This window comes from Phaeodactylibacter luteus, from assembly GCF_007993045.1.
GTDB classification, from domain to species: domain Bacteria; phylum Bacteroidota; class Bacteroidia; order Chitinophagales; family Saprospiraceae; genus Phaeodactylibacter; species Phaeodactylibacter luteus.
Map to the genome: position 1 here is coordinate 28,480 of NZ_VOOR01000037.1, position 23,597 is coordinate 52,076.

Sequence of the window (23,597 nt, forward strand, 5' to 3'; positions counted from 1 at the left end):
CCCCTGTTTATTGGACAATGAACCGCTCCGTAGCCTGCTGTTGCCCATTGCTGAGCTGAAGCAGGTAAGCCCCGGCGGGCAGCCCCTGCAATGCAAAGAAATAACTATGGTCTTCAAATGCAGCCCGCTGTACCAGCTGGCCGTTCAAGTTGTAGGCTGCGAGCTCGAAAGGGCCTTCCCAGCTGTCAGGCGCGCGCAGGCTTAGCCATTGCGCGGCGGGGTTGGGGTATAAAACCCAGTGATCGACTTGTCCGGCATCTGCTGGCAGCCCGTCAATCCATTCTGCCAGTTTATCAAGGTAGGCTTCATCAATGATGGAGCGTGCCAAAGGGGGCATCTGATTGGTGGCAAGGCTAGCGTCTCTGATCCAGATTTCAGATGCGGCATGGTTTCCGGGCTGCACGATGAGCCGTCCTGCCCCGGAGTTGGCGCTGCGCACGGGCTGGCTCACCATGTTTTGGAGGTACAATGGGGTTTGGAAACGAAAGTCCAGGCTGATTTCCGGAATACCTCCAGGCCGGTGGCAGGGCGCACAGTTGGCATCGAGGTAGGAGCGTACCCGTAGGCCCAGGCTGGCCTCATCGTCTGTCAGTGCGTAAGATTTAGGATAATCGGCAGGAGAGGTAAAGGCATGGCCTAGCACCCCAATCTGGCTAAGGTAATCAAGCTGATTGAGGGTCTGCCCAGAAGCAGGGTAGTAGAGATCTCCATTGAGCTGATGGGTTTTTACCCCAAGCACAAAACCTGCGTTGGCGGTATGGCAGTCAAGGCACTGTGCCCGGCTTGGGAACTCCCAGGTCTGTGTGCCCGCAGGCGCCCCATTTTCCCAAAGGGCATAATCTGCTTGAGCGCCGCTTTGCAGCAGTACGGCATCTGTCCCTTCCTCATTCCATTTGTAGGTCAGTCCATAGCCCCTTCCTTCAGCGCCCAAGATGAAAAAACGGGTTTCGAGGGGGGCAAACGCCTGCGGGCTGCTCCCTACAGGCAGCTCAAAATGCTTGATGAATACGGTGCCTTCCGGGAAAGCCCAGTCGCCTTTGCGGCTGAACCCAATCTGTTCCTCGGGGGTGTCGTATTGCCCGTCGTTGGGTATAGCGGCCCACCGCTGTTTGCGGGCGCCATCTGACCATAAAGGGGCATTAACGGTGTAGGGGAGTATGCCATCTGAGACGCTGCGGGCTGTCAGATCGGTAAAAACGCCTAGGTCAGAAAGCAGCTGTGGCGGGTCTGCCACCGCCTCTTCTGCGGTGAGCCGTAGGATTTTGCCTGCATCGTCAAACTCGTTGCCCTGCACCGTGACGAGGATGTTCCCGTCGGGCTGAGGGAACAGGCCTGTGATGCCCGGGTTGTCCGGCAGGCTGAGCCCCAAGCTTTTGACGTTCGCTATAATCAGCTCTTCCGACGTCTCTCCACTGACAGGGTCGTATTCCAGTGCTTTGATAAACCCTTTGATGTAATCCGCAAAAAGGTATTTGCCGCCGAGGTTGGGGTAAAGTGCGCCCCGGTATATACCGCCACCGATGATACAGGGGCCAACTTCCCGGCTGTACTCAAAAAGGGGGGCTTTCTCCTGCCCAATGACTTCCTGCGGCCTGTTGTGGGTTTCTGAGGAGGCAGTGCCTTCCATAAAAGGCCATTGGAGATTATCGCCCCGCTCAATGATAGAGACTTCTTCCCGCAAGACCTGGCCGACATCGGCTACCCATATTTGCTTGGTGGGGAGGTCAAAGCTGGTAGAGTAGGGGCTGCGCAGCCCAATGGCAAAAAACTCTTCTAGTGCGCTGCTGTCCGGGCTCTGCCAAGGGTTGTCGTTGGGGATGGAATAGCCTTGGGAGAAAGTTGGGCCCCAGTCTGGGTCTTCCGGGCCCCATTCTGCTGGCTGCGGCTGCCGGCGTATGGGATGGCTGCGGTCCGGGTTGTTGTCTACATCAATACGGATCAGCCCGCCAAATAAGCCACGGTCTAAGCGTTGGTTGGAAGCATCTTTATATTGCTGATGGCCTTCGTCGCCCAGTGCCAGGTAGAGGAAGCCGTCATCGGGGTGGAAAAAGAGCCCGCCCCCATTGTGCCAGGTGCTGCGGTCGTACTGCTGAATGAGCACCTGTTCGCTGCCGGGGCTGAACCGCTGAGCCTGCCCGTCCCAGCGGAACCTCGATAGCCTGTTGTACCCTTTTTCGTTCCATGAGTTGGGGTTGGGTTTGTAGCGGTAGAAGACGAAGATCTCCTGATGTTCTGGGGCGGTGGGGTCTCCAAAACGGGGATGTAGGGCGATGCTTGTTGTACCGGCCTCCCCGGCTTTGAAGGCGCGGTCTTTGATGTCTAAGACCAGGGATTGCGTTTGGCTGCTCAGCGACACCCGCCAAACTTCCCCACGTTTGCTGAGCACTAGGAGGTCGTCCGTCCCAGGGAAGGGGATAATTTGAAGAGGAGAGGGGATAGCCAGCTCGGGCCATGCATCCTCTAGCCCCCATGCCCCGCTTGCTCCGGGCGCGCGTGTTGGGAATATGCCGTTCAAGTAAGGGCCTACCGGGCCCGGCGGGGCGGGAGGGGCTTGTACCAGGGACAAGGCGGAAAAGGTGAGGAGGAGCAAAAGGGAGAGAAAAGCGATTGGTTTTAGCATCGTACAGGTCTTAATTATGATGAAACAGCGAAAAGCCAGCCCTAGAGGCAGACTTTGTTTTCTGGGCAAAAGGTTGGGGCCTATTGGCCTAGTGGCTCAGGCCATAAATCCTTGACACCCCCAGTTTCGTTATTTTCCGCCTACTCTTCGTTAAAGAACCGCTCCTTTAGCTCTGGCTAAAGCCGCGAACCTTTGCCTTGATTAGCCGGAAAACAACTTCAACTTAAGTATCAGAGATTTATGACTTAAGGCACTAGCTTTTTGGCATACTTCTCTAGTAGGGCAATATATCCTTGGATGCCCTTTTCAATTTCTTCCAACCGGATAAACTCATCGGCCGTATGCGAGCGGGCGGAATCTCCGGGGCCAATTTTTACCGTGGCAAAAGGGCAGAGCGCCTGATCAGAGAGGGTGGGAGAGCCAAAAGTGCCCATGCCCATTTCCAGTCCAGCCTGTACCAAAGGGTGGCTTTCGGCTATGCCGCTCGGGTTGAGCCGCAGGGAGCGGGGGATAAGTATGGATTTGGTATGGATCTGTAGGTACTCCAAGACTTCTGCATTGGTGTAAAGCTCATTGGTGCGCACATCAATGACGTAGTGGCAGCGGTCGGGCACGACATTATGCTGGCTGCCCGCTTCGATCTGTGTCACGGTCGCTTTGACCGGGCCGAGCAGCCGGCTTACCCGCTCGAATCGGAGCTGCCGTATCCATTCGATATCCTGTAGCGCCAGGTAAATGGCATTCACCCCTTCGTCCCTTGCTGCATGCCCGGATACCCCTGTCACTTCGGCATCGATGACCATCAGGCCGCGTTCAGCGATAGCCAGCTGCATCTGTGTAGGCTCTCCGATAATGCCAAGGCTGATATCGGGCAGCGCTGTCAGTATACTGGCTATGCCATTGGGGCCTGATATTTCTTCTTCAGCGGTAGCTGCCAAAATGAGATTGAAGGGCAGCCCTTCTTTTTGGTGGAAGTGCAAAAAAGTGGCGATCAGGCTGACGAGGGGCCCGCCGGCGTCGTTGCTGCCCAGGCCGTAAAGCGTGCCACCTTCCATTTCTGGTGAGAAGGGGTCTCTTGTCCAGCCCTTGGCAGGCTTTACGGTATCGTGGTGGGAGTTGAGCAGCACATAGGGCTTTTCGGGGCTGTGCCCATGGCTGAACGCCCAAACGTTGTGCCCCTTCTGGTGCACCTCCACGCCCTGGCCGGTCAAAAACTCAGCGATCAGGGCCGCTGTCCTGCCTTCTTCCCGTGACAGGGAGGGTGTGGCAATGAGCGTCTTCAGCAGGGCAATGCTCTGTTCGGAGAGGGAAGGATGGTTCATGTGCGCGGGGTTGTTCCTGGGGTGAAAAGATAGGTAAAAAGCATGGGTCATAGCCGGATTGTCGTGCCCCCGCCATTGCGGAGCCCCTCAAGGTCGGCAATGAGGGCTTTGCGGGCACCTGCATTGACGGCCCGGAATGCATTATCTAATTTGGGCAGCATGCCGCCGGCAATAACCCCGGCCGCCCGGTAGCGGGCATAGCTGTCAGGGCGCAACTCCTGTATCAGGGAATCGGGGCGGCTGAGGTCTTCCATTACACCGGGCTGTTCGAAACAGTAAAGCAGGTCTACGTGATAATCTGCTGCCAGCCCGGCAGCCAAAACGGCGGCGATAGTATCCGCATTGGTGTTGAGCAGCTGCCCTTGCCCATCGTGGGTAATGGCGCAGCAGACCGGGGCGAGCCCGGCCCCGAGGAGGGCCTGCAAAGGGGCTTTTTGTACACTGATCACATCTCCGGCAAAGCCATAGTCTACTGTAGTGTGCTTGCGTTTTTCGGAAAGGATGATGTTGGCATCTGCCCCGCTCAGCCCTATAGCGTTGGTGCCCATGTGCTGCAGTTGGGCTACAAGGCGCTTGTTCTCTAGCCCGGCGTACACCATGGTCACCACTTCTAAGGTTGCCGCGTCTGTGAGCCGGCGCCCTTCGTGCATCTGCGGTGCAATGCCCAGCCTGCGGCTGATGTCGCTTGCTTTGCGCCCGCCCCCGTGTACCAGGATTTTCTGCCCGGGCATGCCCGTGAAAAATTGGAGGGCAGCGGACAGGGCGGCTTCGTCCTGCAGTACTGCTCCCCCTATCTTAAGGATGGTCAGTGAATGGCTCATCTCAGTGGTTTTGGGGTTGCAAAAGGGCTTCTATGGCAGCAGCGGCGGCCCAAGTCCGGTTGTGGCTCTGCTGCAGGTGGAGCGATCTCGGATGATCGATAACCGCATCGGCAATGACCACATTGCGCCGCACCGGGAGGCAATGCATAAAGCGCCCTTCCCGTGTGAGCGACATCTTCTCCGGGGTGATCATCCACTCCGGGCTGTTGATTTTCACCTGGCCATAATCGTGATAGGAAGACCAGTTCTTTACGTACACAAAATCGGCGCCGTCTAAAGCTTTGCGCTGATCGTGCTCCACCGCAGTGCCCTCGTGAAACTCCGGTGCCAGCTCATAGCCTTCCGGGTGGGCCACGGTCAGGTCCACGTCTGCTACTTTCATCCACTCTATAAAGGAGTTGGCCACAGCCTGTGGCAGGGGTCGTGGGTGAGGTGCCCAGCTTAGCACCACTTTTGGCCTGTGGGCCGGGCGGTGCTCGGTTATCGTCAGCCAATCAGCCAGGGATTGCAGCGGGTGGCGGATGGCGGATTCCAAGCTCACAACGGGCACAGTAGCATAGCGCATGAACTGCTTCAGGATGGCATCCTGGTAGTCGGCCGCCCGGTCTTTGAGGCCGGGGAAAGTACGCACCCCAATGATGTCGGCATATTGGCTGATGACAGCTGCTGCCTCTTTGACATGTTCGGCTTTATCGCCATTCATGATATTGCCTTCTTCAAATTCCAATTGCCAGCCTTGTCCAGCGTTGTGCACCATGACTTGCATGCCAAGCGAGAAGCCTGCTTTTTGGGTGCTCAGGCGGGTACGCAGGCTGGGGTTGAGAAAAAGTAGGACGAGCGTTTTGTGCCGCCCGATTTCCAGCAAGGCTTCCGGCGGGAGCTTTTTGAGGGCCAGTGCCCGCTCCATAAGGGCTTGGGGGTCGTCGACATCATGTACGGAAGTAAAATGCTTCATGCTGCGGATTTTATGTAGTGTTAAGGTGCCTGTAGGCTAAAATTGACTGGGCTTGAGCCGTAGCCCAGCCGCTTCGTCCAGCCCGAACATCAGGTTCATATTTTGTACGGCTTGGCCGGAAGCCCCTTTCAAAAGGTTGTCGATCATGCTGATGATCAGCAGGCGGCTGCCGTGCTTTTCCAAGTATAGGACCCCTTTATTGGTATTGACGACTTGTTTCAAGTCTGGGTTGGAAGGGGATAGGAAAACGAAGGGCGAGCCGGCGTAGAAGGCTTCGTAAAGGTCTCGGGCCTTGTCTGCCCCCAGATCGGTATAGAGATAGGCTGTAGCAAAGATCCCACGGCTGAAATTCCCTCTCAGGGGGAGGAAGTTCAGTTGATGGGCAAAGCCGGGCTGAAGTTGTGTGAGGCTTTGGCGGATTTCTGCGAGATGCTGATGGCTGAAAGCTTTGTAGACCGAGAGGTTGTTGTCGCGCCAGCTGAAGTGTGTGGTAGCGCCGGGTGCCTGCCCTGCCCCGGTTGCCCCTGTAACCGCGTGGATATGGACATCATCCTCCAGCAGCCCATGCCTGGCCAGAGGAAGGAGGGCCAGCTGTATGGCAGTGGCGAAACATCCGGGGTTGGCAATTCGGTTGGCTTCGCGTATGCGGCTGCGCTGAAGCTCAGGCAAGCCGTACACAAATTCGTGGCTGGGGCTTTCCGCCCGGAAATCGGTGCTCAGGTCAATGATGCGCACTTCTGGCGGTACCGGTGTAGCTTCTAAGAAAGCTGCGGATTTGCCGTGGCCCATGCAGAGGAAAAGGACATCGGCTTTACCGTAATCTCCCTGAGCGGTGAAGTGGAGGAAGGTTTCGCCTATGAGGCTGGTGTGGACCGAGGCGATAGGCTTGCCAGCCTGGCTATTGCTCTGGACAAAAGCGATGTCCACATCGGGATGGTTGATCAAGATGCGGAGCAGCTCCCCGGCTGTATACCCTGCCCCGCCTATGATGCCTGCATTAATCATCCTGTTCATTTTTTTGGCTTACGAAATGCTGGATTTTGAGCGCATTGGATAGGATCTTGGTGAAGCCTTTGACATCCTGGCCGCTCCAGGCCTTGTTCATTTCTCCGTACTGGCCGAAGCCGCTGTTCATGAGGTCGTAGCCAGACTCAATGCCCAGCAGCTCGAACCGGTAGGGGTGCAGGCGCAGGAATACCTTTCCGGTAACGGTGCTTTGGGTGTCCTCCAGGAAGCGCTCGATATTGCGCATGACAGGCTCAAGCAGCTGCCCTTCGTGCAGCAGCATGCCGTACCAGTTGGCCAGTTGTTCTTTCCAATACTGTTGCCATTTGGTCAGGGTGTGTTTTTCCAGGAGGTGGTGTGCTTTGATGATGAGGAGCGGGGCAGCGGCTTCAAACCCAACGCGGCCTTTGATCCCGATGATGGTATCTCCAACGTGGGTGTCGCGCCCAATAGCAAAGGGGGCGGCGATTTCCTGTAGGGCTTGTATGGCAGCTACCGGATGGCTGGCCTTGGCCCCGTTGATGCCCGTCAGCTCGCCTTTTTCGAAGTGGAGGGTTAGGTCTAGCGGGCCTTCAGCAGTGAGCTGACTGGGGTAGGCCTGTTCAGGCAGGGCCTGATGCGAAGTCAGGGTTTCGGCCCCACCTACGCTCGTGCCCCAAATGCCTTGGTTGATAGAATACTGGGCTTTTTCCCAGGGCCAGTTCACGCCGTGTTTTTCCAAGAACTCGATTTCCGCCTGCCGGGAAAGCTGCAGATCGCGTATGGGGGTAATGATTTCCAGGTCATTGCCCAGTATTTCGAAGACGAGGTCAAACCGCACCTGATCGTTGCCCGCACCGGTGCTGCCGTGGGCTACCGCCTGAGCACCGATTTCATTGGCATACTTTACGGTTTCCAAGGCTTGGAACATGCGCTCCGCGCTTACCGAGAGCGGATAGGTATTGTTGCGCAGTACGTTGCCGAAGATAAGGTATCGGATACACTGCTGATAGTAGGCAGGCAGGGCGTCTACCGCCCGGTAGGAAGCGGCGCCCAGGTCAAGCGCTTTTTGCTCCAGGGCTTTTAGCTCTTCAGGGCTAAAGCCTCCTGTGTTGACGGTCAGGGCGTGTACTTCGTACCCTTTCTCGAGGGAGAGGTGCTTGATGCAGAAAGAAGTATCGAGGCCCCCGCTGTATGCGAGGACGACTTGGCGTGGTTGGCTCATATTCGAAAGTTGAAAGTAGTTTATCGGTTGTTGATGACAAGGCTGCTGAGGTCGTGCGCCATCCGGGCCTCCTCTTCTGCTTTGGAAGGAGCGAGCATAGCCGTGCACAGGCACATACGGCGTTGGTTGCGCTCGAGGATATCATAATTGGGGCAAGACTGGCAGCCTTTCCAGAAGGCTTCGTCTTGGGTAAGCTCTGAAAAAGTGACGGGGCGGTAGCCCAAGTCCGAATTGATGCGCATGACCGGGAGGCTCGTCGTAATGCCGAAAAGGCGGGCATTGGGGTATTTGTTGCGGGAGAGCTCAAAAGCTTTGGCTTTGATGAGGCGGGCCAGGCCGTGCTGCCGGAAGTCCGGGAATACGATCAGCCCCGAGTTGGCCACGTAGCGCTCGTGGCTCCAAACCTCTATATAACAAAAGCCGGCCACCTTGCCGTCCTGCATAGCGATAATGGCATTGCCATTCCGGATTTTGGTGCGGATATAATCCGGTTCTCTTTTGGCGATACCGGTGCCCCTCGAGCGGGCAGACTCAGCGTAGTTGTCGCAGATTTCTTCTGCGAACGGCTCATGGGCAGCATCTGCAATTAGGATGTCAAATTTCATTCGTTTTGGTTGTGCTTGATGCAGGGTATTGGCCTGCGGATAAAACCATAGCGATCGGGCCCTCCGGACAGCGGCCGGGCCGGGCCGGGTAAAATATAATTGGCCTGTACTTTAGGTTCAGGGAGAGGCGTGCCTTTGGCTGGGCACGGATGGCAGGTGTAATCCTGCACGGATGGGTAATATGGAAATTGTCCGCCCCTAAGGGCGGCGCAGGAAGCGTCGGCGGATAGCAACCGGGGTATGCCGGTTGGCCAGAGTAGAGATATGTAATTCGCCGTGCTGCATGAAGATTTTGCTCTGTACAGCCCTTCACAGTAGGCGAAGTGGCTGAGCTTTAATTTTATTGAGCAGGCAATGTAGCAGCCTTTTTACTGAAAAGCAAACCCTAGTGATAGGAAATCAGGCAGATAGAGATGAAAAAAGCAGGAGATTACGATTTCTAAAGCTTGTGTGATCTTCTGCCTAGACTGTAGGCTGCGCTTATGTGATCTTTGCCACAAAAAGATATGGACCATCCAAAACCACTGATCACTCGTGACTATTTGGCGATTGAGCGCACCCACTTGGCCAATGAGCGTACATTCCTTGCCTATTTCCGTACCGCTTTGGTCTTTTTGAGCGGAGGTGTTGCCATATTACAAATGGAGGTGTTGCGTGAGATCCGGCCGCTGGGCTTTTTTTTATTGGCCGCTTCGCCTTTTATCTTGGGCATTGGCATTTTTCGTTTGTTGTACGTGAAGCGGCAGATCAAAAAGTACTACAAATATTCCAAGTAGCTTTGGGCATGGGCTTGCAGGGGCGGAGTAAAAGCCTTAGCTTCACCGGACCAAACTAAACTACTTTTTAGGAGAACGCCCGGCGTACATTGCGTACAGCCGGGCGCTTTGTTTTAGTATCAGCAAAATAGTGCGGGCGGTGCCTTTTATGATCAGCTGCGGTTAGGCAGTTATGATTTGGGCAGGTACTGCTTTTTGATTTCTCCGTTTTTGTCTTCCCATTCTTTTAGGCCGTACACAAAAGACCTGCCGTCGTGCTTCTTTTTGGACAAGATGTCGTTTTTGTTAGAAAGCTTGTTCAGGCTGCGGTTGAGCTTGGTCTTAATGACAGCGGTGCCCTCCTTGATGCTAGGGTCTGCAGAGCCGATTGCTGCGAGATCGCCGGTGGTCAGCGCCTGATTTTTTTCCCGTATGGCATTAATCACGAAGTTGTCCCATTCAGACAGGCGCACGCCCTCAATGGTTGTAGGCTCAGCGGCTGTTGTGGGCTCAGCAGCAGGCTGGGCTTCAGCAGCAGGCTGGGCCTTTGGGGCTGCCTTTGCTGATGCTGATTTGGCCGGCTTGGCAGCGGCAGCCTTAGTGGTTTTATTTTTACTGCCTTTTGGGCGCCCCCGGCCTTTTGATTTGGCAGCTGTATTGGTTTTTCTGCTTTTGGCTGCTGTCTTGGTGCTTCTTGCCGGCTTAGGCTTTTCTTCTGCAGCAGGCTGCTGCTCGGCAACGGGCTGTTTTTCAGCAGCGGGTTGTTCCTCTGCAGGTGACGGGGCGGAAGTTGTAGGGGGCAGCGCGTAGATCGTCGCTTCTTCTACAGCTAGTGCTTCTTCCAGGTTTGCGGCATATTCTTGCAGTTGTTTTACAACGGCTTCATTTTGCATGACCTGGAAATTCAATTTCCGCAATTCAGATTGGTACTTGTTAATTAGATCCCTTACCTCAAGTGGGCTCAAATGTGTCAACGCCATGTGTGGTTTTTTTATTTGTCACAAAACTAAATAAAATAATTTCACCTGGCACAATTGTTTGTTTTGTTTTTTTGATGAGGGGAGTAGATTCCTAACCTGTATTTACAAGATAGATACTTATCCATTCGGGGAGCTTGGGGCTGTAGAGCCGGAATGTCGCAAGCTTTGAGCTCGAGTAGGGGACCGGACTAGCGCTGCGGAGGGGTGGCAAGCCCGATAGGGCCGAGCGGATAGCGAGCCCCGCAGCATAGCGGCACCTGCCGTATGGCAGGGGCAGGCCCCCTTTCGTTGGGCAGGATATCAATCTCAACACGCTCTGAGTGTGTAGCTCAGTAAAGCTAGGCTAGCAGGCGAATCGGCTATTGCTGCACGGTGGCAATGTTTAAATGGGGTAGTGGATTGTGCAGGCTGTTCAGCCGGAGTGTTGCCTTTCATCGGAAAGTAGCGCGGGCTGGCCTGAAAATTTGGAAAGGCGGAAAGCGGGCACTTATCATGTCTGCTCAATTGCTGCGGAGGGGCTCAGAGCATTTTTGGAGCTCCTTCTTTTTGCAAATCAACGCGCTTTATGAACCTGGCTTCCGCACTAAAATTATTTAACCTGCAAAGCTCAAATTTAGCAGCTCCGCAGGGCCCTGCCGGACAGCAGGCGTGCATAGGTCCTTGATTTTTAAAACGAAACCGCTACAAATAAGCGCTCAGGCGCTTCTGCCAAAAGTAAACCACCCGGCTATGTCAACAATCAAGCAGTTTTTAATTTATTGTTCCGGCGCAGATGCCGATATCCTCAAGCAGTGCCCCTCCGACGAGCAGAAGTTTGTGGGCATAGGCGGTACTATTTTATTCACGGGGCTGCTGGCGTTTTGCTCAGCCACGTATGCTATCTACACCGTCTTTGATACCTACTGGGCTGCAGTGCCTTTTGGGCTGTTGTGGGGGCTCATGATTTTCAACCTAGACCGCTATATCGTATCGAGCATGAAGAAGCAGGGCGGTTTTTTCAAGGACTTTTTCATTGCTTTCCCCCGTTTGTTCATGGCGGTGCTGCTGGCTTTGGTCATATCGAAACCGTTAGAGCTGAAGATTTTTGAAAAGGAGATCAATGCTGAGCTGCTGGTGATGGAGCAGGAGGTGTATCAGGAGCAGGAGAGCCGTATACAAGCCCGTTATGCGGGGCAGATAGCAGGGCACACTTCTCGCAAGGCTGCTTTGCAGGCAGAGATCGAGGCGCAGGCCGCGCTTCGGGATACGCTTTCTCTTATGGCCATACAGGAGGCAGACGGCACAGGCGGCTCCGGTAAGCGCAACCTGGGCCCGATCTACCGGGCTAAGAAGGCCAATGCAGATGCAGCTCAGGCCAGTTTGGAGCAGTTGGAGGCACGCCTGCTGCCCCTTATCGGGGAGGAGCAGGCTGCTATCGGCAATCTGGATAGCCTGATGAAAGCGGATATCGCCGGGCTAGGCCGGGGCGCTTATGGCGGCATGGCAGCCCGTATGGACGCCCTGCACCGGCTGGGGCAGGGCAGCGAGGCGATTTATTGGGCTAGCCTGTTCATCATGCTGTTGTTTATTGCCGTGGAGACGGCCCCTATCTTTGCTAAGCTGATAGCAGCCCGCAGCCCATACGATTACCTTTTGCAGGAGCACGAACACCGCTTTGAGATGGAAAGCTTTGAAGCGGTGAGCTTGCGCAACAACGCCGTGCGCAATAAGGTCAAGTTTGATACCGAAACGAGTGTCTACCGTACGCAGCAGGAGATCGGGGTGGAAAAAGAGCTGACCAACATTTGGCTGCGCCGGCGCAAAGAAGCTATTGAACGGTCTCCGGCAGACTGGCGCCCGCCCTTTATCAAAAATGCCTAAGTGTGTTATCTTTGTGCTTGTAATGGCAAGGTATATAGGCACCCCGCTGCTTTTATGATGAATCACCCCACGCTACTATGAGTTTATTCCAAACTGCGGCAGCATTGCTGCTACAGCTGCGCGCTTACCTTTCTGTATTAACGCCCCAACAGTACCAAGGCAAATCCAAGGTCCTGTTGGGCAGCAGCATTGGGGAGCATACACGCCACTTGCTGGAGTTTTTCCAGTGCCTTTTGCTACAGGCGGCTGCCGAGCCAAGGCAGATAGACTATGCCGCCCGCGAAAGAGACCCCCGGCTAGAGGCAGACCCTGCTTTTGCTTTGGCCATGGCGGAACAACTGGCTCTGGCCCTGCAAGGGCTTTCGGGCAATCCCCCTTGCAGGGTCAGTGTTGCAGATGTGACGGGGGAAGAGGGAGCCCCCACCGTGCCTTCTTGTTTAGAGCGGGAAATACTGTACAATATCGAGCACACCATCCACCATTTAGCCATCATCCGTATTGGGCTCGGCGAAGCCGCCCCTGAGCTTGAGCTTCCAGAAGATTTTGGCGTTGCCCGGTCTACGTTGAGCTACAAGGCCCAAGAAAGGAGTCATCAAAATCCCGACAGGGTTGTTACCTTAGCAAAGTAAGGCTGAGGCTGGCAAGCTTTAGCTGTTAGACCAGTCGATAAGGTATGACAACAGAAGACTTTAAAGCGATAGCTGACACCATCCCACGTTTGCCCGGCGTATACCGTTTTTTTGATGCAGAAGATTGCATACTCTATGTGGGCAAAGCCAAGAACCTGCGCAACCGGGTCTCCTCTTATTTTGGGGAGCGCAGGGACCGTGCGCACCGCACCCGGGTCATGGTCAAACATGCCCGCCGAATTGAGTTCACTATCGTGGAAACGGAAGCGGATGCCCTCCTGCTTGAAAACACCCTCATCAAAAAATACCAGCCGCGCTATAATGTCATGTTGCGCGACGATAAAAGCTATTCCTACATTTGTATCAAGAAGGAGCGCTTCCCCCGGGTATTCATCACCCGCCGGGTCATACGCGATGGCTCTACTTACTTTGGCCCTTACACTAGCCGCTCCCGCCTGAAAGTCATCTTGGAGCTGATCAAGCGTCTTTTCCCTTTGCGCACCTGCAGTTACAATCTTTCTGCCGATAATATTGAGGCGGGCAAGTTCAAAGTTTGCCTGGAGTACCATATCAAAAACTGCCTGGGGCCCTGCGAAGGGCTCGAGAGCGAGGCGGAGTACAACGAGAAAATTGCACAGGTGCGCAATATATTGCGCGGCAACTTCGGGGCAGTGCGCAATCATTTCCGCGATGTCATGGGGGTATTGGCCGAAAACCTCGAATTTGAAAAAGCGCAGCGCATTAAGGAAAAACTGACCGCCTTTGAAGATTATCAGGCGAAGTCGACAGTGGTAAGCACTACGATACGGGATGTAGATGTCTTTTCTATCGCCTCAGAGGAGAAAGAAGCTTACGTTAATTACATCAAGGTGGTGAATGGGGCGATCATTCATGCGCACACTCAGGAGTTGATCAAAAACTTGGACGATGACGACGAGGCGGGGCTCTTGCAATACGCAATCCCAATTATCCGTGACCGCTTCAACAGCATCGCTACAGAGCTGGTGCTGCCTTACGAATTGCCCCTGGGCGATGATGCGCTGCAAGTGACGGTGCCTAAAATTGGCGATAAGCGCAAACTGCTCGACCTGTCTGAGAAGAACCTCAAATATTATATGCTGCAGCGGCAAAAGCAGCGGGCGACTGCCCGGAAAAAACAGACTTCTGCAGAGCGCATCCTCCGCACCCTGCAGGCCGATCTCAATATGGACGAGCTGCCCCTGCACATAGAGTGCTTCGACAACTCCAACATCCTGGGGCATTTTCCGGTCTCATCCTGTGTGGTTTTCAAAAATGCGAAGCCCAGCAAAAAAGATTACCGCCACTTCAATGTGAAGACGGTGGTCGGGCCAGATGATTTTGCCTCTATGGCAGAGGTGGTGCACCGCCGCTACCGCCGGCTGTTGGACGAGGGGGAGCCACTGCCGCAGCTCATCATCATCGATGGGGGCAAAGGGCAGCTCGGGGCAGCTGTCGAAAGCCTGCGGACATTGGGCCTGCTTGATCAGATCACCATCATTGGCATTGCAAAGCGGCTCGAGGAGATATTCCTGCCTGGCGACGCGGTGCCCCTGTATATTGACAAAAAATCCGAGTCGCTCAAGCTCATTCAGCAAGCCCGGGACGAGGCCCACCGGTTTGCCATCACTTTCCACCGCAACAAGCGTTCTCAGTTCTTCACAGCTACGGAGCTGACCAACATCCCCGGGGTAGGGGAGAAAACGGCCGAGAAGCTGCTGAGCCACTTTGGCTCCGTCAAAAAGGTGAAGGAAGCCCGGGCATCCGACTTGGCTGCTGTAGCTGGGCTGAGCGTAGCTAAAAAAGTAAAAATGTATTTTGCAGAAGCAGAAGCTGGCAGCAGCCCTTCTGCCAACGAATAGCAAACCACCCACCAACATGGCTGATATCATCATCATAGGCGCCGGGCTGTCTGGCCTTACGGCAGCAAATTACTTACACCAAAAGGGCCGTTCGGTACTCGTCTTAGAAGCCGCTGGCCGGCCTGGCGGGCGTGTGCAGACCACGGAGCAGGACGGTTTTCTGCTGGACCATGGCTTTCAGGTCCTGGCCACTGCTTACCCCGAAGCCCGTGCATTGCTGGACTATAGCGCGCTGGATTTGCGCCCGTTCAAGCCTGGCGCGCTTTTGTTGCAGCCCGATGGCTCGCGGGGGCGGATTGGCGATCCTATCCGGGACCCCGGCAGCCTTTTCCCTACCCTTTTCGCCAAGGCTGGCGGGCTGAGCAGCAAACTGGGCATCCTACGCTTGCGCAATCAGCTGGCCAGGCTTTCCGCCGAAGAAGTGTTTCAGCGGGAGGAGCGCCCCACGGCCGAAGTGCTGAGGGGGGAATACGGGTTTTCAGAAGAGCTGGCCGCCCGATTTTTCCGCCCGTTCTATGCCGGGATTTTTCTAGAGCCCGAGCTCAGGACAAGCCGCCGCATGTTTGATTTTGTTTTCAAAATGTTTGCGGAAGGCGCTGTGGCTGTGCCCAATGGCGGCATGGGGCAGATCCCTTTGCAGCTGGCGGGCCGTTTGCCGGAAGGCAGCATACGCTACAATAGCCGTGTAGCACACATCGAAGGGCAGCATGTCCATCTGGAGAGCGGTGCTGTCCTTTCTGCCGGGAAAATCATTTTGGCTACAGAAGCTACGGGTTTGGTCAAAGATTACGCCCCGGCGGTCAATACCCAATTTGTCAGCACCACGCATTTGCATTTCCGGGCTGCAGAGGCCCCGTTGCGCTCCCCCCTTATCGCGCTCAACACTCGGCCTACAGACCGGGTCAATAGCCTGGCCGTCATGGATCAGGTAGCGCCCGGGTACGCACCTGCCGGGCAGCACCTGTTGTCTGTTGCTATGGTGGGCCAACAGATGGGCACAGACGGGGAGCTGTTCGCGCAGGCACAACAAGAGCTGTCGCGTTGGTTTGGGCAGGCGGCAGCAGGCTGGCAGCCCCTGCACCTCCGCAGGGTAAAATATGCGCTCCCGGCTCAGGAGCACGTACAAGGGCAGGCCAGTTATAAAATACGCGATGGGCTCTATGTGATAGGAGACCACCTATTGCACGGCTCTATCAATGGGGCCATGCAGTCGGGCAGAGAGGTGGCCGAGCAGCTGTAAGGGCACCAACGAGATTGTCGTTTTTTGGGCCTGCCCCTGCCTGAGGGCAGGTGCCGCTATGCTACGGGGCTCGCTGTCCGCTCGGCCCCTCGCCCTACAGGCGTCGGGTCTGGCCTTCGGCCACCCCTTCGCAGCGCTAGGCCAATGCCAGGCTAAAGCCCGGAAAGCTTGAACGGCTGCAGCACTTTGATTGCCCCCCCGCTGTAATGCCCGTTCGTGCAACAGCAGGGGCAGTTGGTGCAATAGATTTGGCAGGGCAGCTGCTGGAGCTTTTTTTTGGGCAAAAAAGAAAGATGAAGAAGATGATGATGAGCCCACTCCGCTGGGGGCGCCTGCTGAGTGCCCTGCTATTGTTGTTCTGGCTGTTTACCCTGATGCTGCTTACACAGGACTGTGCTTTTGAGCCAGAAGACTGGGGAGCGATAGGAGCGGGCGAATACCGATGGCTGCGCTGCTTTTCCTACTTTTTCACCCTTCATCTGCCTTATGCTGGCATGGTCGCTTTCAGTTGGGCCTGGCTGTTGCCCCGATGGGCTGCCGGGGGCAGCCGGCGGAAGCTGTTGGGGCTGGCTGCAGGCTATATCCTTTTGGGCGGGCTATGCACTTCTTTCCACCCTTTTTACCAAGAGTTGTACAATGGCGGGCCGGGCTTCGCTTTTTCTGGCATCAGTTGGATGGAGAGCAGCTGGTATTTGTTGTGGGTGCTCTTGCTGAGCAGCCCGCTGTATTTGTCCTATCATTGGTTTGTACAGCGAGGCCGGATACAGGAGCTCGATAATGCCCGCCTGGAGCAGGAGCTTGCCTTGCTGCGGAGCCAGGTCAATCCGCATTTTTTCTTCAACACCTTGCACAGCCTCTACGCCCTTTCGCTAGAGCAGAGCCCCCGCACCCCTGAAGCGATCCTGAAACTGAGCAGCCTGATGCGCTACGCCCTCACTGAGGCCGATGCTGCGGCTGTTGCATTGGGGCGCGAGCTGGAAGTGGTAGAACAGTATCTGGAGCTGCAGCAAATGCGCCGGGTACAGCCGGCCAAGATTACTTTTGAAAAACAGGTGGCGGATGAAGGCGTCAGGGTGCCCCCTATGATGATGCTTGGGCTGGCCGAGAATGCTTTCCACCACGGTGCGGAGACCTTGCGAGAAGGGGCATGGATCAAGCTGTCTGTTCATGCCGATGCTTCCCGTATGGCCTTCCGCGTAGAGAACAACACAGGGGGGCGGGCGGCAGGCCCGCATCACGGCAAAGGGCTGGCCAATATTGAACGGCGGCTTTCGCTCCTCTACCCGGGGCGTAGCTCCCTACAGACCGCTCTCGAGGAGGGGGCCTTTTCTGCAGTGCTGGAGCTGCCCCTGGCCGCCCCCGCTGAATAGCATTTTGGGGCCAAGAAAACACCAATAACATGCCAATCCGCTATCTGATCATAGATGATGAGCCGCTCGCACACCGCGTGCTCCTGAAGTATGCTGCTTCTCTGCCTGTTTTGCAGTTGGCAGGGCAGTGCTACGATGCCGAGCAGGCCAGAGCGGTTTTAGGGCAAGAGCCATTGGACCTTGTGTTTTTGGACATCCGCATGCCTGGTCAGACTGGGCTGGATTTGCTTCGAGGTTTGGCATATCCCCCTCAGGTTATTTTGGCCACGGCCCACGCAGAATATGCCTTGGATGGCTTCGAGTGCAATGTGGCAGACTACCTGCTCAAGCCTTTCAGCGAAGCCCGGTTTCTGACAGCAGTCCAACGTGCGGCCGGGCAGCTTCAGGCACAGGAGCCTGCCTTTATCTTGCTGAAGGAAGGGAGGGGCTACCACAGACTGCCGCACAGTGCGGTTTTTTACCTGAAAGGGATGGGGGGCTATACCCGGGTATTCCACGAAGGCGGAGTGCTTACAGCCCAGGGCAACCTCAGGTCCATCCTTTCAGGCTGCCCCTCGGTTTTCTTACGGATCCATAAATCTTATGCTGTGCATACAGCCCATGTGACAAAAGTGGCTGGCAGCCGGCTGTGGGCAGGTGGCGAGGCCCTGCCCATAGGAGAAGCCTATAGGGAAATGGTTTATCGGGCTTTGGGCCTTGCCACCTGAGTGCTGTTGCTGCAATACGATCACATATTTTTCAGCCGGCCACCATCTACAGCAAGGGCAACCCCTGTGATATAGGCCGCTGCCGGAGTGGCCAGAAAGGCAATAGCAGCGCCAATCTCTTCGGGCTCAGCGAAACGCCCCAAGGGGATGCTGCTCTGCATGCCTGCTATGATTTCCAGCTTCGACTTCCCTGTAGTGGCCGATTTTTTGTCGATGATCTCCTGCAGGCGGTCGGTGTTGGTCGCGCCGGGCAGGATATTGTTCACCGTGATGTGGTCTGGGCCGAGCTCATTGGCCATAGTCTTGGCCCAGTTGGCCACTGCGCCGCGTACGGTATTGGATACGCCAAGCCCTGGCAAAGGAGCTTTTACAGAAGTGGAAATGACATTGATGATCCGGCCGTACTGTTCCCGCCTCATGCCAGGGATGACGGCTTTTGCCAAGAGGTGGTTGCAGATGAGGTGGGTGGTGTAAGCCTGTAAAAAGGCTTCTTCCTCGGCTTCGGTAATGGGCCCGCTTGGCGGCCCGCCCGTATTGTTGACAAGGATGTGTATGGGCTTGAGGGCGGTGAGCCCGCGGATTTTCCTCTTGAGATCTTTGGTATTGGTGAAATCCGCAGCAAGAAAATCGTGCTGCTGCCCGGCAGTGCGGGCCATTTGCTGGGTGATGGCCACCATTTTATCGGCAGAACGGGAAACGAGGGTGACATTAGCGCCAAGCTTTGCCAATTCAAACGCTGCGGCTTTGCCGATCCCTTTGCTGCTGCCGCAGACTAGCGCATTTTTTCCTTTGAGGTCTAAGTTCATGAAATGTGTTTTGTATCTTGAATTTGTCCTTTATGATTAGGGTTGAACGGACAGCGTTGCAGGGCTATTTTGCCGTATGGCAGCTGGCCTGCCGCCCAAGCGCAGGCTTGGTGTCCTTAGGTTTTGAAAATCAGTGTCTTACAAGCCTGGCTTTCTCGCTGAATTTTCATTTAGCCCGCTTAGAGCGTATTGGGACTTTAGTAATTGGTCTGTCCCGCTAGACAGCGGGACACTTTTTCGCTTATACTTCGCCCCGAAACTTTGGCTAAACTCCGGTTTTCGGGCCTCGTCTAATCAAAAAATGGCTAGTTTTAGACTAGAAGGCCAAAATCCCAACACGCTCTCTAAGCTCAAATGGGCGCAAACCAAAATGCCGCAGTCGTTGATGCTTTCCGGGCTCTAGTGCCTCAAGCTATAAATCCTTGCCACCCCAAGTTTCGTTCTTTTCCGCCTACTCTTCGTTAAAGAACCGCTCCTTTAGCTCGGGCTAAAGTCGCGAACCTTCGCCTTGATTAGCCGGAAAATAACTTCAACTTAAGTATCAGAGATTTATGGCTTAAGGCACTAGCCTGGCATTGGCCTAGCGCTGCGAAGGGGTGGCCGAAGGCCAGACCCGATGCCTGTAAGGCGAGGGGCCGAGCGGGCAGCGAGCCCCGTAGCATAGCGGCACCTGCCCTCAGGCAGGGGCAGGCCCCTATCCTTGCGGAGGGGGCAGGCAAAAAAGCGGCAATCTGGTTTGCGCCCGCTCAAATGCAGCGGCTCCGCCAAGGCCCTGCTGACACAGCAGGCGGCATAAATTCTGGATTTTATGACGGAACCGCTCCAAATTTAAATAAATTACGGAACCTGAGGGCTGTACAGTTGGGTATGGCCTGATGGAAAACACGCTAAATACGATGCCTTATGCCACTAGCCAAACCTTTTAATTTGCAAAAATGGGTGGACGATAACCGCCACCTGCTCAAGCCGCCTGTGGGCAACCAACAAGTCTTCAAAGGCAATGACGATTACATTGTGATGGTCGTTGGAGGGCCAAATGGGCGGAAGGATTACCACTGGGAGGAAGGCGAGGAGCTCTTTTACCAGCTGGAAGGGGACATTACCCTGAAGATCATTAACGAGGATGGCACCCCGGAGGATATCCAGATCCGTGAAGGGGAGATGTTCCTTTTGCCGCCCCGCATACCGCACTCTCCTCAGCGCCCCGCCAATACGGTTGGCATGGTGATAGAGCGCTACCGCCGTGAAGGGGAGGAAGATAAGCTGATGTGGTTTTGTGAAAGCTGCAACCACAAGCTGCACGAAGCTTCTTTTCCATTGAAGGATATTGTGGCACAGCTCAAGTCTGCGATAGAAGGCTTTATGAGCGACGAGGCGCTGCGCACTTGTGGTAATTGCGGCACGGTCATGGAGAAAGGGTAGCCTGGGCATAGGTGTCAATTGGCCGGACGGCCAGCAATGCTCAATTTGGCCTTTTACCCGATTGCGCTTTTTGCATTGTAGCCACAGCGTATAGGATGTGCCCCGTGTCTTTGCAAGGCAAAATCGTGAACACCGGCCTGATGCGCTCCAAGCGTTTTGCCCTGGCCTTGGGCTCGCGCAGCACTGCCCGTCAGAGTGGCGTGCCCCCAAGCCCTCTTGTCTTTTTCCCATCGGCGAAAGGCGTGCAGACACAGGGCAAAGGGCCGGTTCATTAAATTGAGCATTGCTGATTTTTAACCACTGAGCTTCCCAGGCCGAAGGCAGATTGGCCAAACGTGGCTACCGATCTTTTGCCAGGTACTGCGAACCGCTTTCCTATGGTTGACGGACCGCGGAGTACGAGGTCCGTACGCTAAGTGGTGTGAGAGGGATAAGGAGTGGTAATTTCGCCGCTCCTTACCCTACTCGATTGTGTGCCTGTTTCTTTTTTGGTTACTCTCCTACTCTTTCTAAAATTTGATTCTTGAGCCTTTCTGACATTTGGAAATCAACTTTTTCTAGTTTCTCGATTAAGGGCTTTACTCGGTTTATTACCCCTATTTCTTTTGCTCGTATCATGACTCCTAAAATCCCTGTTGTCTTGATTCCCAATTTTTTAGCTATTCCCCTTCCCTTTTCTCGTCAATTATCAATAAACTAGCTTCGTTTTCTAAAGCCAATGTTATTCCACTAGATTCACCTTTATCTAATTCAAGGTTCAGCAGCTTAAACTTCTGTATATCTTCTATTTTCTCGATCCTTATCCAACCTGGAGTTTCAAGTCCATATTCTTCTCCGATCTCTGGTGTTATTACGACTTCTTCATATACCTTTTTCAGCAGTTCTAATTCTCCAATATTTGTTAAGGCTATCAAACTGCTTGTATCTGAGATGATTATCTTCTAGTCCTGAAGAGCCGTGTGAATCGAGAGGTTCAAGCACGGTTCTGTGAGAGGGTGGGGAACTGCTTAGTCAGTTCCCTGCTCTACTCGACTTTCTTCTTCAAATTCTTTGGATTGATTAATTTCGGTTCATCTGCTCGACCTGCTTGTTCGTGTATTTCTCCTTCTCTGTTTTTAGCGAGGTGAGCCATTCGACATACATCTGTTCGGGCATCTGTCGGTAGCCAAGTTGGTAAATCTTCATGTAGAGGCTGTTCATCTCGTCCCAGAATTTCATGCCCTCTTCCAGCTTGGTCACTTCTTTCAGGTAGGTATATCCGTACTTCTTTTGCATGGCTTGCAGTTGTTTCAGGCGGGTCTCGGCTTTGAGCAGGAGGGCATTGACGAAATCGGGGAAATGTTGCAGGGCAAGGGCGCAGCACTTGATGACAAATGTCCCGTCATTATCGGGGTATTTGTGGTTGTACCCTTGCGCCAAGTCAATCACGCAAAGGGCAATGCTTTCCTTTTCTGTCAGCGTGTCAAGGTAAATTCCTTTCTGTACGCTTTCAAGTGAAATGTAACCCGATGCCATGAGCCATGCGTCTATAGGGAAAGTTCCACTTGTTAATTCTGTGTTATACATTCCGCACTTTTCCGCTCTATGCTTAATGTAAATATGATTTGGGGCAAGAGCCAAATGAGCATCTTCTCCTATTTCAGTAGCAAGGATTTTATATAGATATGGCAGGGAATGGCAATTCCCTTTTTTGGTTGTAAGCAATTTCGAGACAAACATTTTTTGCCAATCATCCGACCCAAAAACATCATCAAAATCATAAATATATGGAGTATGAAAAATAGTATCGCTATTGACAAGTAAAATAGTAGTGTCTTTAAGCACGGAAAACAAACTCGCATAATTTTTCACTTTGTCAAGGTCTTTTTTGTCATACTCTATCTGAATGGATTGGGCTTTTTTCTGTACCAGAAATTTCAGAATTGCAATTTGTACCCCAAAATCATCTATATCCAATTGTCCGTCAAGGAAAGCATTCTCAACCGTAATTACAGCATTTTTGAATGACGGCATTTGTTCGCCCGTAAGCATTGTTTCCAGTTCGACTTTGGCATTGTCATACCATATTGATTGTGAGTGTAAAGGGAAATTGAAAAACAGAAAGAGGATGAGAATATACCTGTTCATTTTTTATTTTTTTGGGCGACTGAAAAAACTTTATTTGCAACGAGGAACTGGGGAAGGGACAGTACAGCTACATAATTAACGTCAATGATTTTATTGTCTTTGAATTCTGTAATGAAAATGTACCAGCCCCCAGAGTGGATTAGCTCCTCAGCCTCCAAATCCGTTTTAAATTTTACGAACTGCTTTAAGAACTTTGGCTTTGTGTCCATGTCATGCCACTTCCAATCTTCCCCTTGCCATACCCCCTGATACCTGTTCCCCTTTATCCAGAACATGCCATAGTGCAGCATGGACGTTTCTCCCTGTAAATAATACTCTGCAAAATAAGTAGAGGCTTTTGGTGGTATATGCCCCAAATGATGTCTTGCTGTATCATATTTCAATAAGAATTTTTCAGCATCGGTTCGCTCTATACATTGTTCCAAGTTTTCGAAGGCAGACTTTGCCCACGATAAAGAATCATTAATAGTAGCTTTTTCGGCTTTAATTTTAGAAACCAATGCTTTTTTCCATTCCTCAACGTCTATTTCATGGTTTGAAGAATATCTTGAAATACCGCCCACATAACAGGAAGCGAATATGCTGGATAAAAAACAAACAGTCAGTAAATATTTCATTTCTTAGTTATTATTAGATGGTGGCAACACCCTCAAAGGTTCTCCCTGCTCTTGGCGGATAAAATTTTCTAAAAATCGTGTAACAAATTCTGTCCGTGAAATTGTATTTCCCTGATTTGAGTTAGGTTCTGACTCAATATGAGTTTGTGAAGTAATGTTAATCCCTTCCATATTTATAGCTGCATGAAATAATTCATGAGCCAATCCAATGTTTGATGGTCTCTGAGTGGCTCCCTCTACGTTCATACCTCCCTCCGTATCATTTGGGTTGAACCTTATCCATGAACTTGCACCTTCGCCAGCTGTACCGTCGGCTTGTAGATTTACATTCGGACTAAATGCAAGTGTTAGATTTCCTTGGTCTGAGCTTGCAGGGGCTTCAAGAAAGGCATGTTTATCATCACTTTGGATTAAACCCGCAATCAAAGAAGTTCCAAAACCAAGGTCTTTGCCACTATTTGCTGTCCCCCTTTCTGCTATTATTACTATGTCCCTTCCGCTATTATCTTTGCCCCAACCGAGCTTGTCGTTAGTTAAGCTCTGTAAATGGTTGAATACTGTTTGCTGGTATTCTCTGGTGTTATCGCCACCCAATTTTTCTCCTGTCAAGGGAATAACAATATTTCTCCCGTCTGGGTCAATAAATGCAATCGGGTTGTTTGCAACATAAGC

At 53.4% G+C, this 23,597-nt stretch carries 22 protein-coding genes; 8 read left to right on the top strand and 14 right to left on the bottom strand.

The genetic code is table 11. The annotated features are described in order from the left end of the window. Window positions 1-7 precede the first annotated feature (7 nt). The 7 genes from FRY97_RS15780 to FRY97_RS15810 form a co-directional block, all read right to left on the bottom strand. A complete protein-coding gene (locus FRY97_RS15780) occupies window positions 8-2,620 on the bottom strand; it encodes a PQQ-dependent sugar dehydrogenase (RefSeq protein ID WP_147168526.1) in 2,613 nt (870 codons plus the stop codon). 245 nt (window positions 2,621-2,865) lie between these two features. Next, window positions 2,866-3,942, bottom strand: a complete 1,077-nt coding sequence (locus FRY97_RS15785; protein WP_147168527.1) for a M20 family metallo-hydrolase — start codon at window positions 3,940-3,942, stop codon at window positions 2,866-2,868. Between the two features lie 47 nt (window positions 3,943-3,989). Next, entirely contained in the window at window positions 3,990-4,763 is a 774-nt protein-coding gene (gene argB / locus FRY97_RS15790) for an acetylglutamate kinase (protein ID WP_147168528.1), read from the bottom strand. A gap of 1 nt (window position 4,764) precedes the next feature. Next, the gene (locus FRY97_RS15795; protein WP_147168529.1) at window positions 4,765-5,718 is read right to left on the bottom strand and encodes an N-acetylornithine carbamoyltransferase; all 954 of its coding nucleotides are present in this window, start codon (window positions 5,716-5,718) and stop codon (window positions 4,765-4,767) included. A 36-nt stretch (window positions 5,719-5,754) separates the two neighbouring features. Beyond that, window positions 5,755-6,723, bottom strand: coding sequence for an N-acetyl-gamma-glutamyl-phosphate reductase (argC, locus tag FRY97_RS15800; RefSeq protein WP_147168547.1), 969 nt, complete (start codon window positions 6,721-6,723; stop codon window positions 5,755-5,757). Beyond that, on the bottom strand, window positions 6,716-7,927 hold the full coding sequence (locus FRY97_RS15805; RefSeq protein WP_147168530.1) for an argininosuccinate synthase: 1,212 nt from the start codon (window positions 7,925-7,927) through the stop codon (window positions 6,716-6,718). The genes argC and FRY97_RS15805 overlap by 8 nt, the downstream gene beginning before the upstream one ends. 20 nt (window positions 7,928-7,947) lie before the next feature. Next, window positions 7,948-8,532 (bottom strand): GNAT family N-acetyltransferase, encoded by a 585-nt coding sequence (locus FRY97_RS15810; protein WP_147168531.1) that lies wholly within the window; start codon window positions 8,530-8,532, stop codon window positions 7,948-7,950. A gap of 506 nt (window positions 8,533-9,038) precedes the next feature. Between FRY97_RS15810 and FRY97_RS15815 the strand changes: the two genes are divergently transcribed. Further along, complete coding sequence (locus FRY97_RS15815) at window positions 9,039-9,308, top strand: DUF202 domain-containing protein (RefSeq protein ID WP_147168532.1); 270 nt, start codon at window positions 9,039-9,041, stop codon at window positions 9,306-9,308. A 170-nt stretch (window positions 9,309-9,478) separates the two neighbouring features. On the opposite strand, the gene FRY97_RS15820 is transcribed toward FRY97_RS15815, so the two are convergent. Next, complete coding sequence (locus tag FRY97_RS15820) at window positions 9,479-10,267, bottom strand: hypothetical protein (RefSeq protein WP_147168533.1); 789 nt, start codon at window positions 10,265-10,267, stop codon at window positions 9,479-9,481. 729 nt (window positions 10,268-10,996) lie between these two features. Between FRY97_RS15820 and FRY97_RS15825 the strand changes: the two genes are divergently transcribed. From FRY97_RS15825 to FRY97_RS15850, 6 genes are all read left to right on the top strand, one after another. Continuing rightward, the gene (locus FRY97_RS15825; protein WP_147168534.1) at window positions 10,997-12,127 is read left to right on the top strand and encodes a DUF4407 domain-containing protein; all 1,131 of its coding nucleotides are present in this window, start codon (window positions 10,997-10,999) and stop codon (window positions 12,125-12,127) included. Window positions 12,128-12,204: 77 nt separating this feature from the next. Then, complete coding sequence (locus FRY97_RS15830) at window positions 12,205-12,756, top strand: DinB family protein (RefSeq protein WP_147168535.1); 552 nt, start codon at window positions 12,205-12,207, stop codon at window positions 12,754-12,756. Window positions 12,757-12,800: 44 nt separating this feature from the next. After that, window positions 12,801-14,636 carry an excinuclease ABC subunit UvrC gene (gene uvrC / locus FRY97_RS15835; protein WP_147168536.1) on the top strand — a complete coding sequence of 612 codons (1,836 nt, stop codon included), beginning with the start codon at window positions 12,801-12,803 and terminating at the stop codon, window positions 14,634-14,636. A 16-nt stretch (window positions 14,637-14,652) separates the two neighbouring features. Further along, window positions 14,653-15,876: an NAD(P)/FAD-dependent oxidoreductase gene (locus FRY97_RS15840; protein ID WP_147168537.1), complete on the top strand. Its 1,224-nt coding sequence runs from the start codon at window positions 14,653-14,655 to the stop codon at window positions 15,874-15,876. A gap of 293 nt (window positions 15,877-16,169) precedes the next feature. After that, entirely contained in the window at window positions 16,170-17,246 is a 1,077-nt protein-coding gene (locus tag FRY97_RS15845) for a sensor histidine kinase (RefSeq protein ID WP_170254686.1), read from the top strand. A gap of 29 nt (window positions 17,247-17,275) precedes the next feature. Further along, window positions 17,276-17,953: a LytR/AlgR family response regulator transcription factor gene (locus tag FRY97_RS15850; RefSeq protein WP_147168539.1), complete on the top strand. Its 678-nt coding sequence runs from the start codon at window positions 17,276-17,278 to the stop codon at window positions 17,951-17,953. Between the two features lie 20 nt (window positions 17,954-17,973). Here FRY97_RS15850 and FRY97_RS15855 read toward each other — a convergent pair whose 3' ends face one another. After that, window positions 17,974-18,759, bottom strand: coding sequence for an SDR family oxidoreductase (locus tag FRY97_RS15855; RefSeq protein ID WP_147168540.1), 786 nt, complete (start codon window positions 18,757-18,759; stop codon window positions 17,974-17,976). 903 nt (window positions 18,760-19,662) lie between these two features. On the opposite strand from FRY97_RS15855, the gene FRY97_RS15865 reads away from it, so the two are divergent. Further along, window positions 19,663-20,181, top strand: coding sequence for a 3-hydroxyanthranilate 3,4-dioxygenase (locus tag FRY97_RS15865; protein WP_147168542.1), 519 nt, complete (start codon window positions 19,663-19,665; stop codon window positions 20,179-20,181). A gap of 492 nt (window positions 20,182-20,673) precedes the next feature. Here FRY97_RS15865 and FRY97_RS23360 read toward each other — a convergent pair whose 3' ends face one another. The 5 genes from FRY97_RS23360 to FRY97_RS15885 all read right to left on the bottom strand — a co-directional run. After that, a complete protein-coding gene (locus FRY97_RS23360) occupies window positions 20,674-20,799 on the bottom strand; it encodes a DUF3368 domain-containing protein (RefSeq protein WP_394349357.1) in 126 nt (41 codons plus the stop codon). 41 nt (window positions 20,800-20,840) lie between these two features. Then, on the bottom strand, window positions 20,841-21,095 hold the full coding sequence (locus FRY97_RS22995) for a hypothetical protein (protein WP_211356888.1): 255 nt from the start codon (window positions 21,093-21,095) through the stop codon (window positions 20,841-20,843). Window positions 21,096-21,240: 145 nt separating this feature from the next. Beyond that, window positions 21,241-22,308 carry a hypothetical protein gene (locus FRY97_RS15875; protein ID WP_147168543.1) on the bottom strand — a complete coding sequence of 356 codons (1,068 nt, stop codon included), beginning with the start codon at window positions 22,306-22,308 and terminating at the stop codon, window positions 21,241-21,243. Beyond that, the gene (locus tag FRY97_RS15880; RefSeq protein ID WP_147168544.1) at window positions 22,305-22,925 is read right to left on the bottom strand and encodes a hypothetical protein; all 621 of its coding nucleotides are present in this window, start codon (window positions 22,923-22,925) and stop codon (window positions 22,305-22,307) included. Before FRY97_RS15880 ends, FRY97_RS15875 begins: the two co-directional genes overlap by 4 nt. Before the next feature lie 3 nt (window positions 22,926-22,928). Beyond that, on the bottom strand, window positions 22,929-23,597 hold a 669-nt coding region (locus tag FRY97_RS15885; RefSeq protein WP_147168545.1), incomplete at its 5' end, for a M91 family zinc metallopeptidase.

What these genes read in the sequence shown, in the direction of transcription:
- FRY97_RS15780 (WP_147168526.1), bottom strand. Translation starts at nt 2,620, where the DNA reads ATGCTAAAACCAATCGCTTTTCTCTCCCTTTTGCTCCTCCTCACCTTT.
- FRY97_RS15785 (WP_147168527.1), bottom strand. Translation starts at nt 3,942, where the DNA reads ATGAACCATCCTTCCCTCTCCGAACAGAGCATTGCCCTGCTGAAGACG.
- argB (WP_147168528.1), bottom strand. Translation starts at nt 4,763, where the DNA reads ATGAGCCATTCACTGACCATCCTTAAGATAGGGGGAGCAGTACTGCAG.
- FRY97_RS15795 (WP_147168529.1), bottom strand. Translation starts at nt 5,718, where the DNA reads ATGAAGCATTTTACTTCCGTACATGATGTCGACGACCCCCAAGCCCTT.
- argC (WP_147168547.1), bottom strand. Translation starts at nt 6,723, where the DNA reads ATGATTAATGCAGGCATCATAGGCGGGGCAGGGTATACAGCCGGGGAG.
- FRY97_RS15805 (WP_147168530.1), bottom strand. Translation starts at nt 7,927, where the DNA reads ATGAGCCAACCACGCCAAGTCGTCCTCGCATACAGCGGGGGCCTCGAT.
- FRY97_RS15810 (WP_147168531.1), bottom strand. Translation starts at nt 8,532, where the DNA reads ATGAAATTTGACATCCTAATTGCAGATGCTGCCCATGAGCCGTTCGCA.
- FRY97_RS15815 (WP_147168532.1), top strand. Translation starts at nt 9,039, where the DNA reads ATGGACCATCCAAAACCACTGATCACTCGTGACTATTTGGCGATTGAG.
- FRY97_RS15820 (WP_147168533.1), bottom strand. Translation starts at nt 10,267, where the DNA reads ATGGCGTTGACACATTTGAGCCCACTTGAGGTAAGGGATCTAATTAAC.
- FRY97_RS15825 (WP_147168534.1), top strand. Translation starts at nt 10,997, where the DNA reads ATGTCAACAATCAAGCAGTTTTTAATTTATTGTTCCGGCGCAGATGCC.
- FRY97_RS15830 (WP_147168535.1), top strand. Translation starts at nt 12,205, where the DNA reads ATGAGTTTATTCCAAACTGCGGCAGCATTGCTGCTACAGCTGCGCGCT.
- uvrC (WP_147168536.1), top strand. Translation starts at nt 12,801, where the DNA reads ATGACAACAGAAGACTTTAAAGCGATAGCTGACACCATCCCACGTTTG.
- FRY97_RS15840 (WP_147168537.1), top strand. Translation starts at nt 14,653, where the DNA reads ATGGCTGATATCATCATCATAGGCGCCGGGCTGTCTGGCCTTACGGCA.
- FRY97_RS15845 (WP_170254686.1), top strand. Translation starts at nt 16,170, where the DNA reads ATGAAGAAGATGATGATGAGCCCACTCCGCTGGGGGCGCCTGCTGAGT.
- FRY97_RS15850 (WP_147168539.1), top strand. Translation starts at nt 17,276, where the DNA reads ATGCCAATCCGCTATCTGATCATAGATGATGAGCCGCTCGCACACCGC.
- FRY97_RS15855 (WP_147168540.1), bottom strand. Translation starts at nt 18,759, where the DNA reads ATGAACTTAGACCTCAAAGGAAAAAATGCGCTAGTCTGCGGCAGCAGC.
- FRY97_RS15865 (WP_147168542.1), top strand. Translation starts at nt 19,663, where the DNA reads ATGCCACTAGCCAAACCTTTTAATTTGCAAAAATGGGTGGACGATAAC.
- FRY97_RS23360 (WP_394349357.1), bottom strand. Translation starts at nt 20,799, where the DNA reads ATGATACGAGCAAAAGAAATAGGGGTAATAAACCGAGTAAAGCCCTTA.
- FRY97_RS15875 (WP_147168543.1), bottom strand. Translation starts at nt 22,308, where the DNA reads ATGAACAGGTATATTCTCATCCTCTTTCTGTTTTTCAATTTCCCTTTA.
- FRY97_RS15880 (WP_147168544.1), bottom strand. Translation starts at nt 22,925, where the DNA reads ATGAAATATTTACTGACTGTTTGTTTTTTATCCAGCATATTCGCTTCC.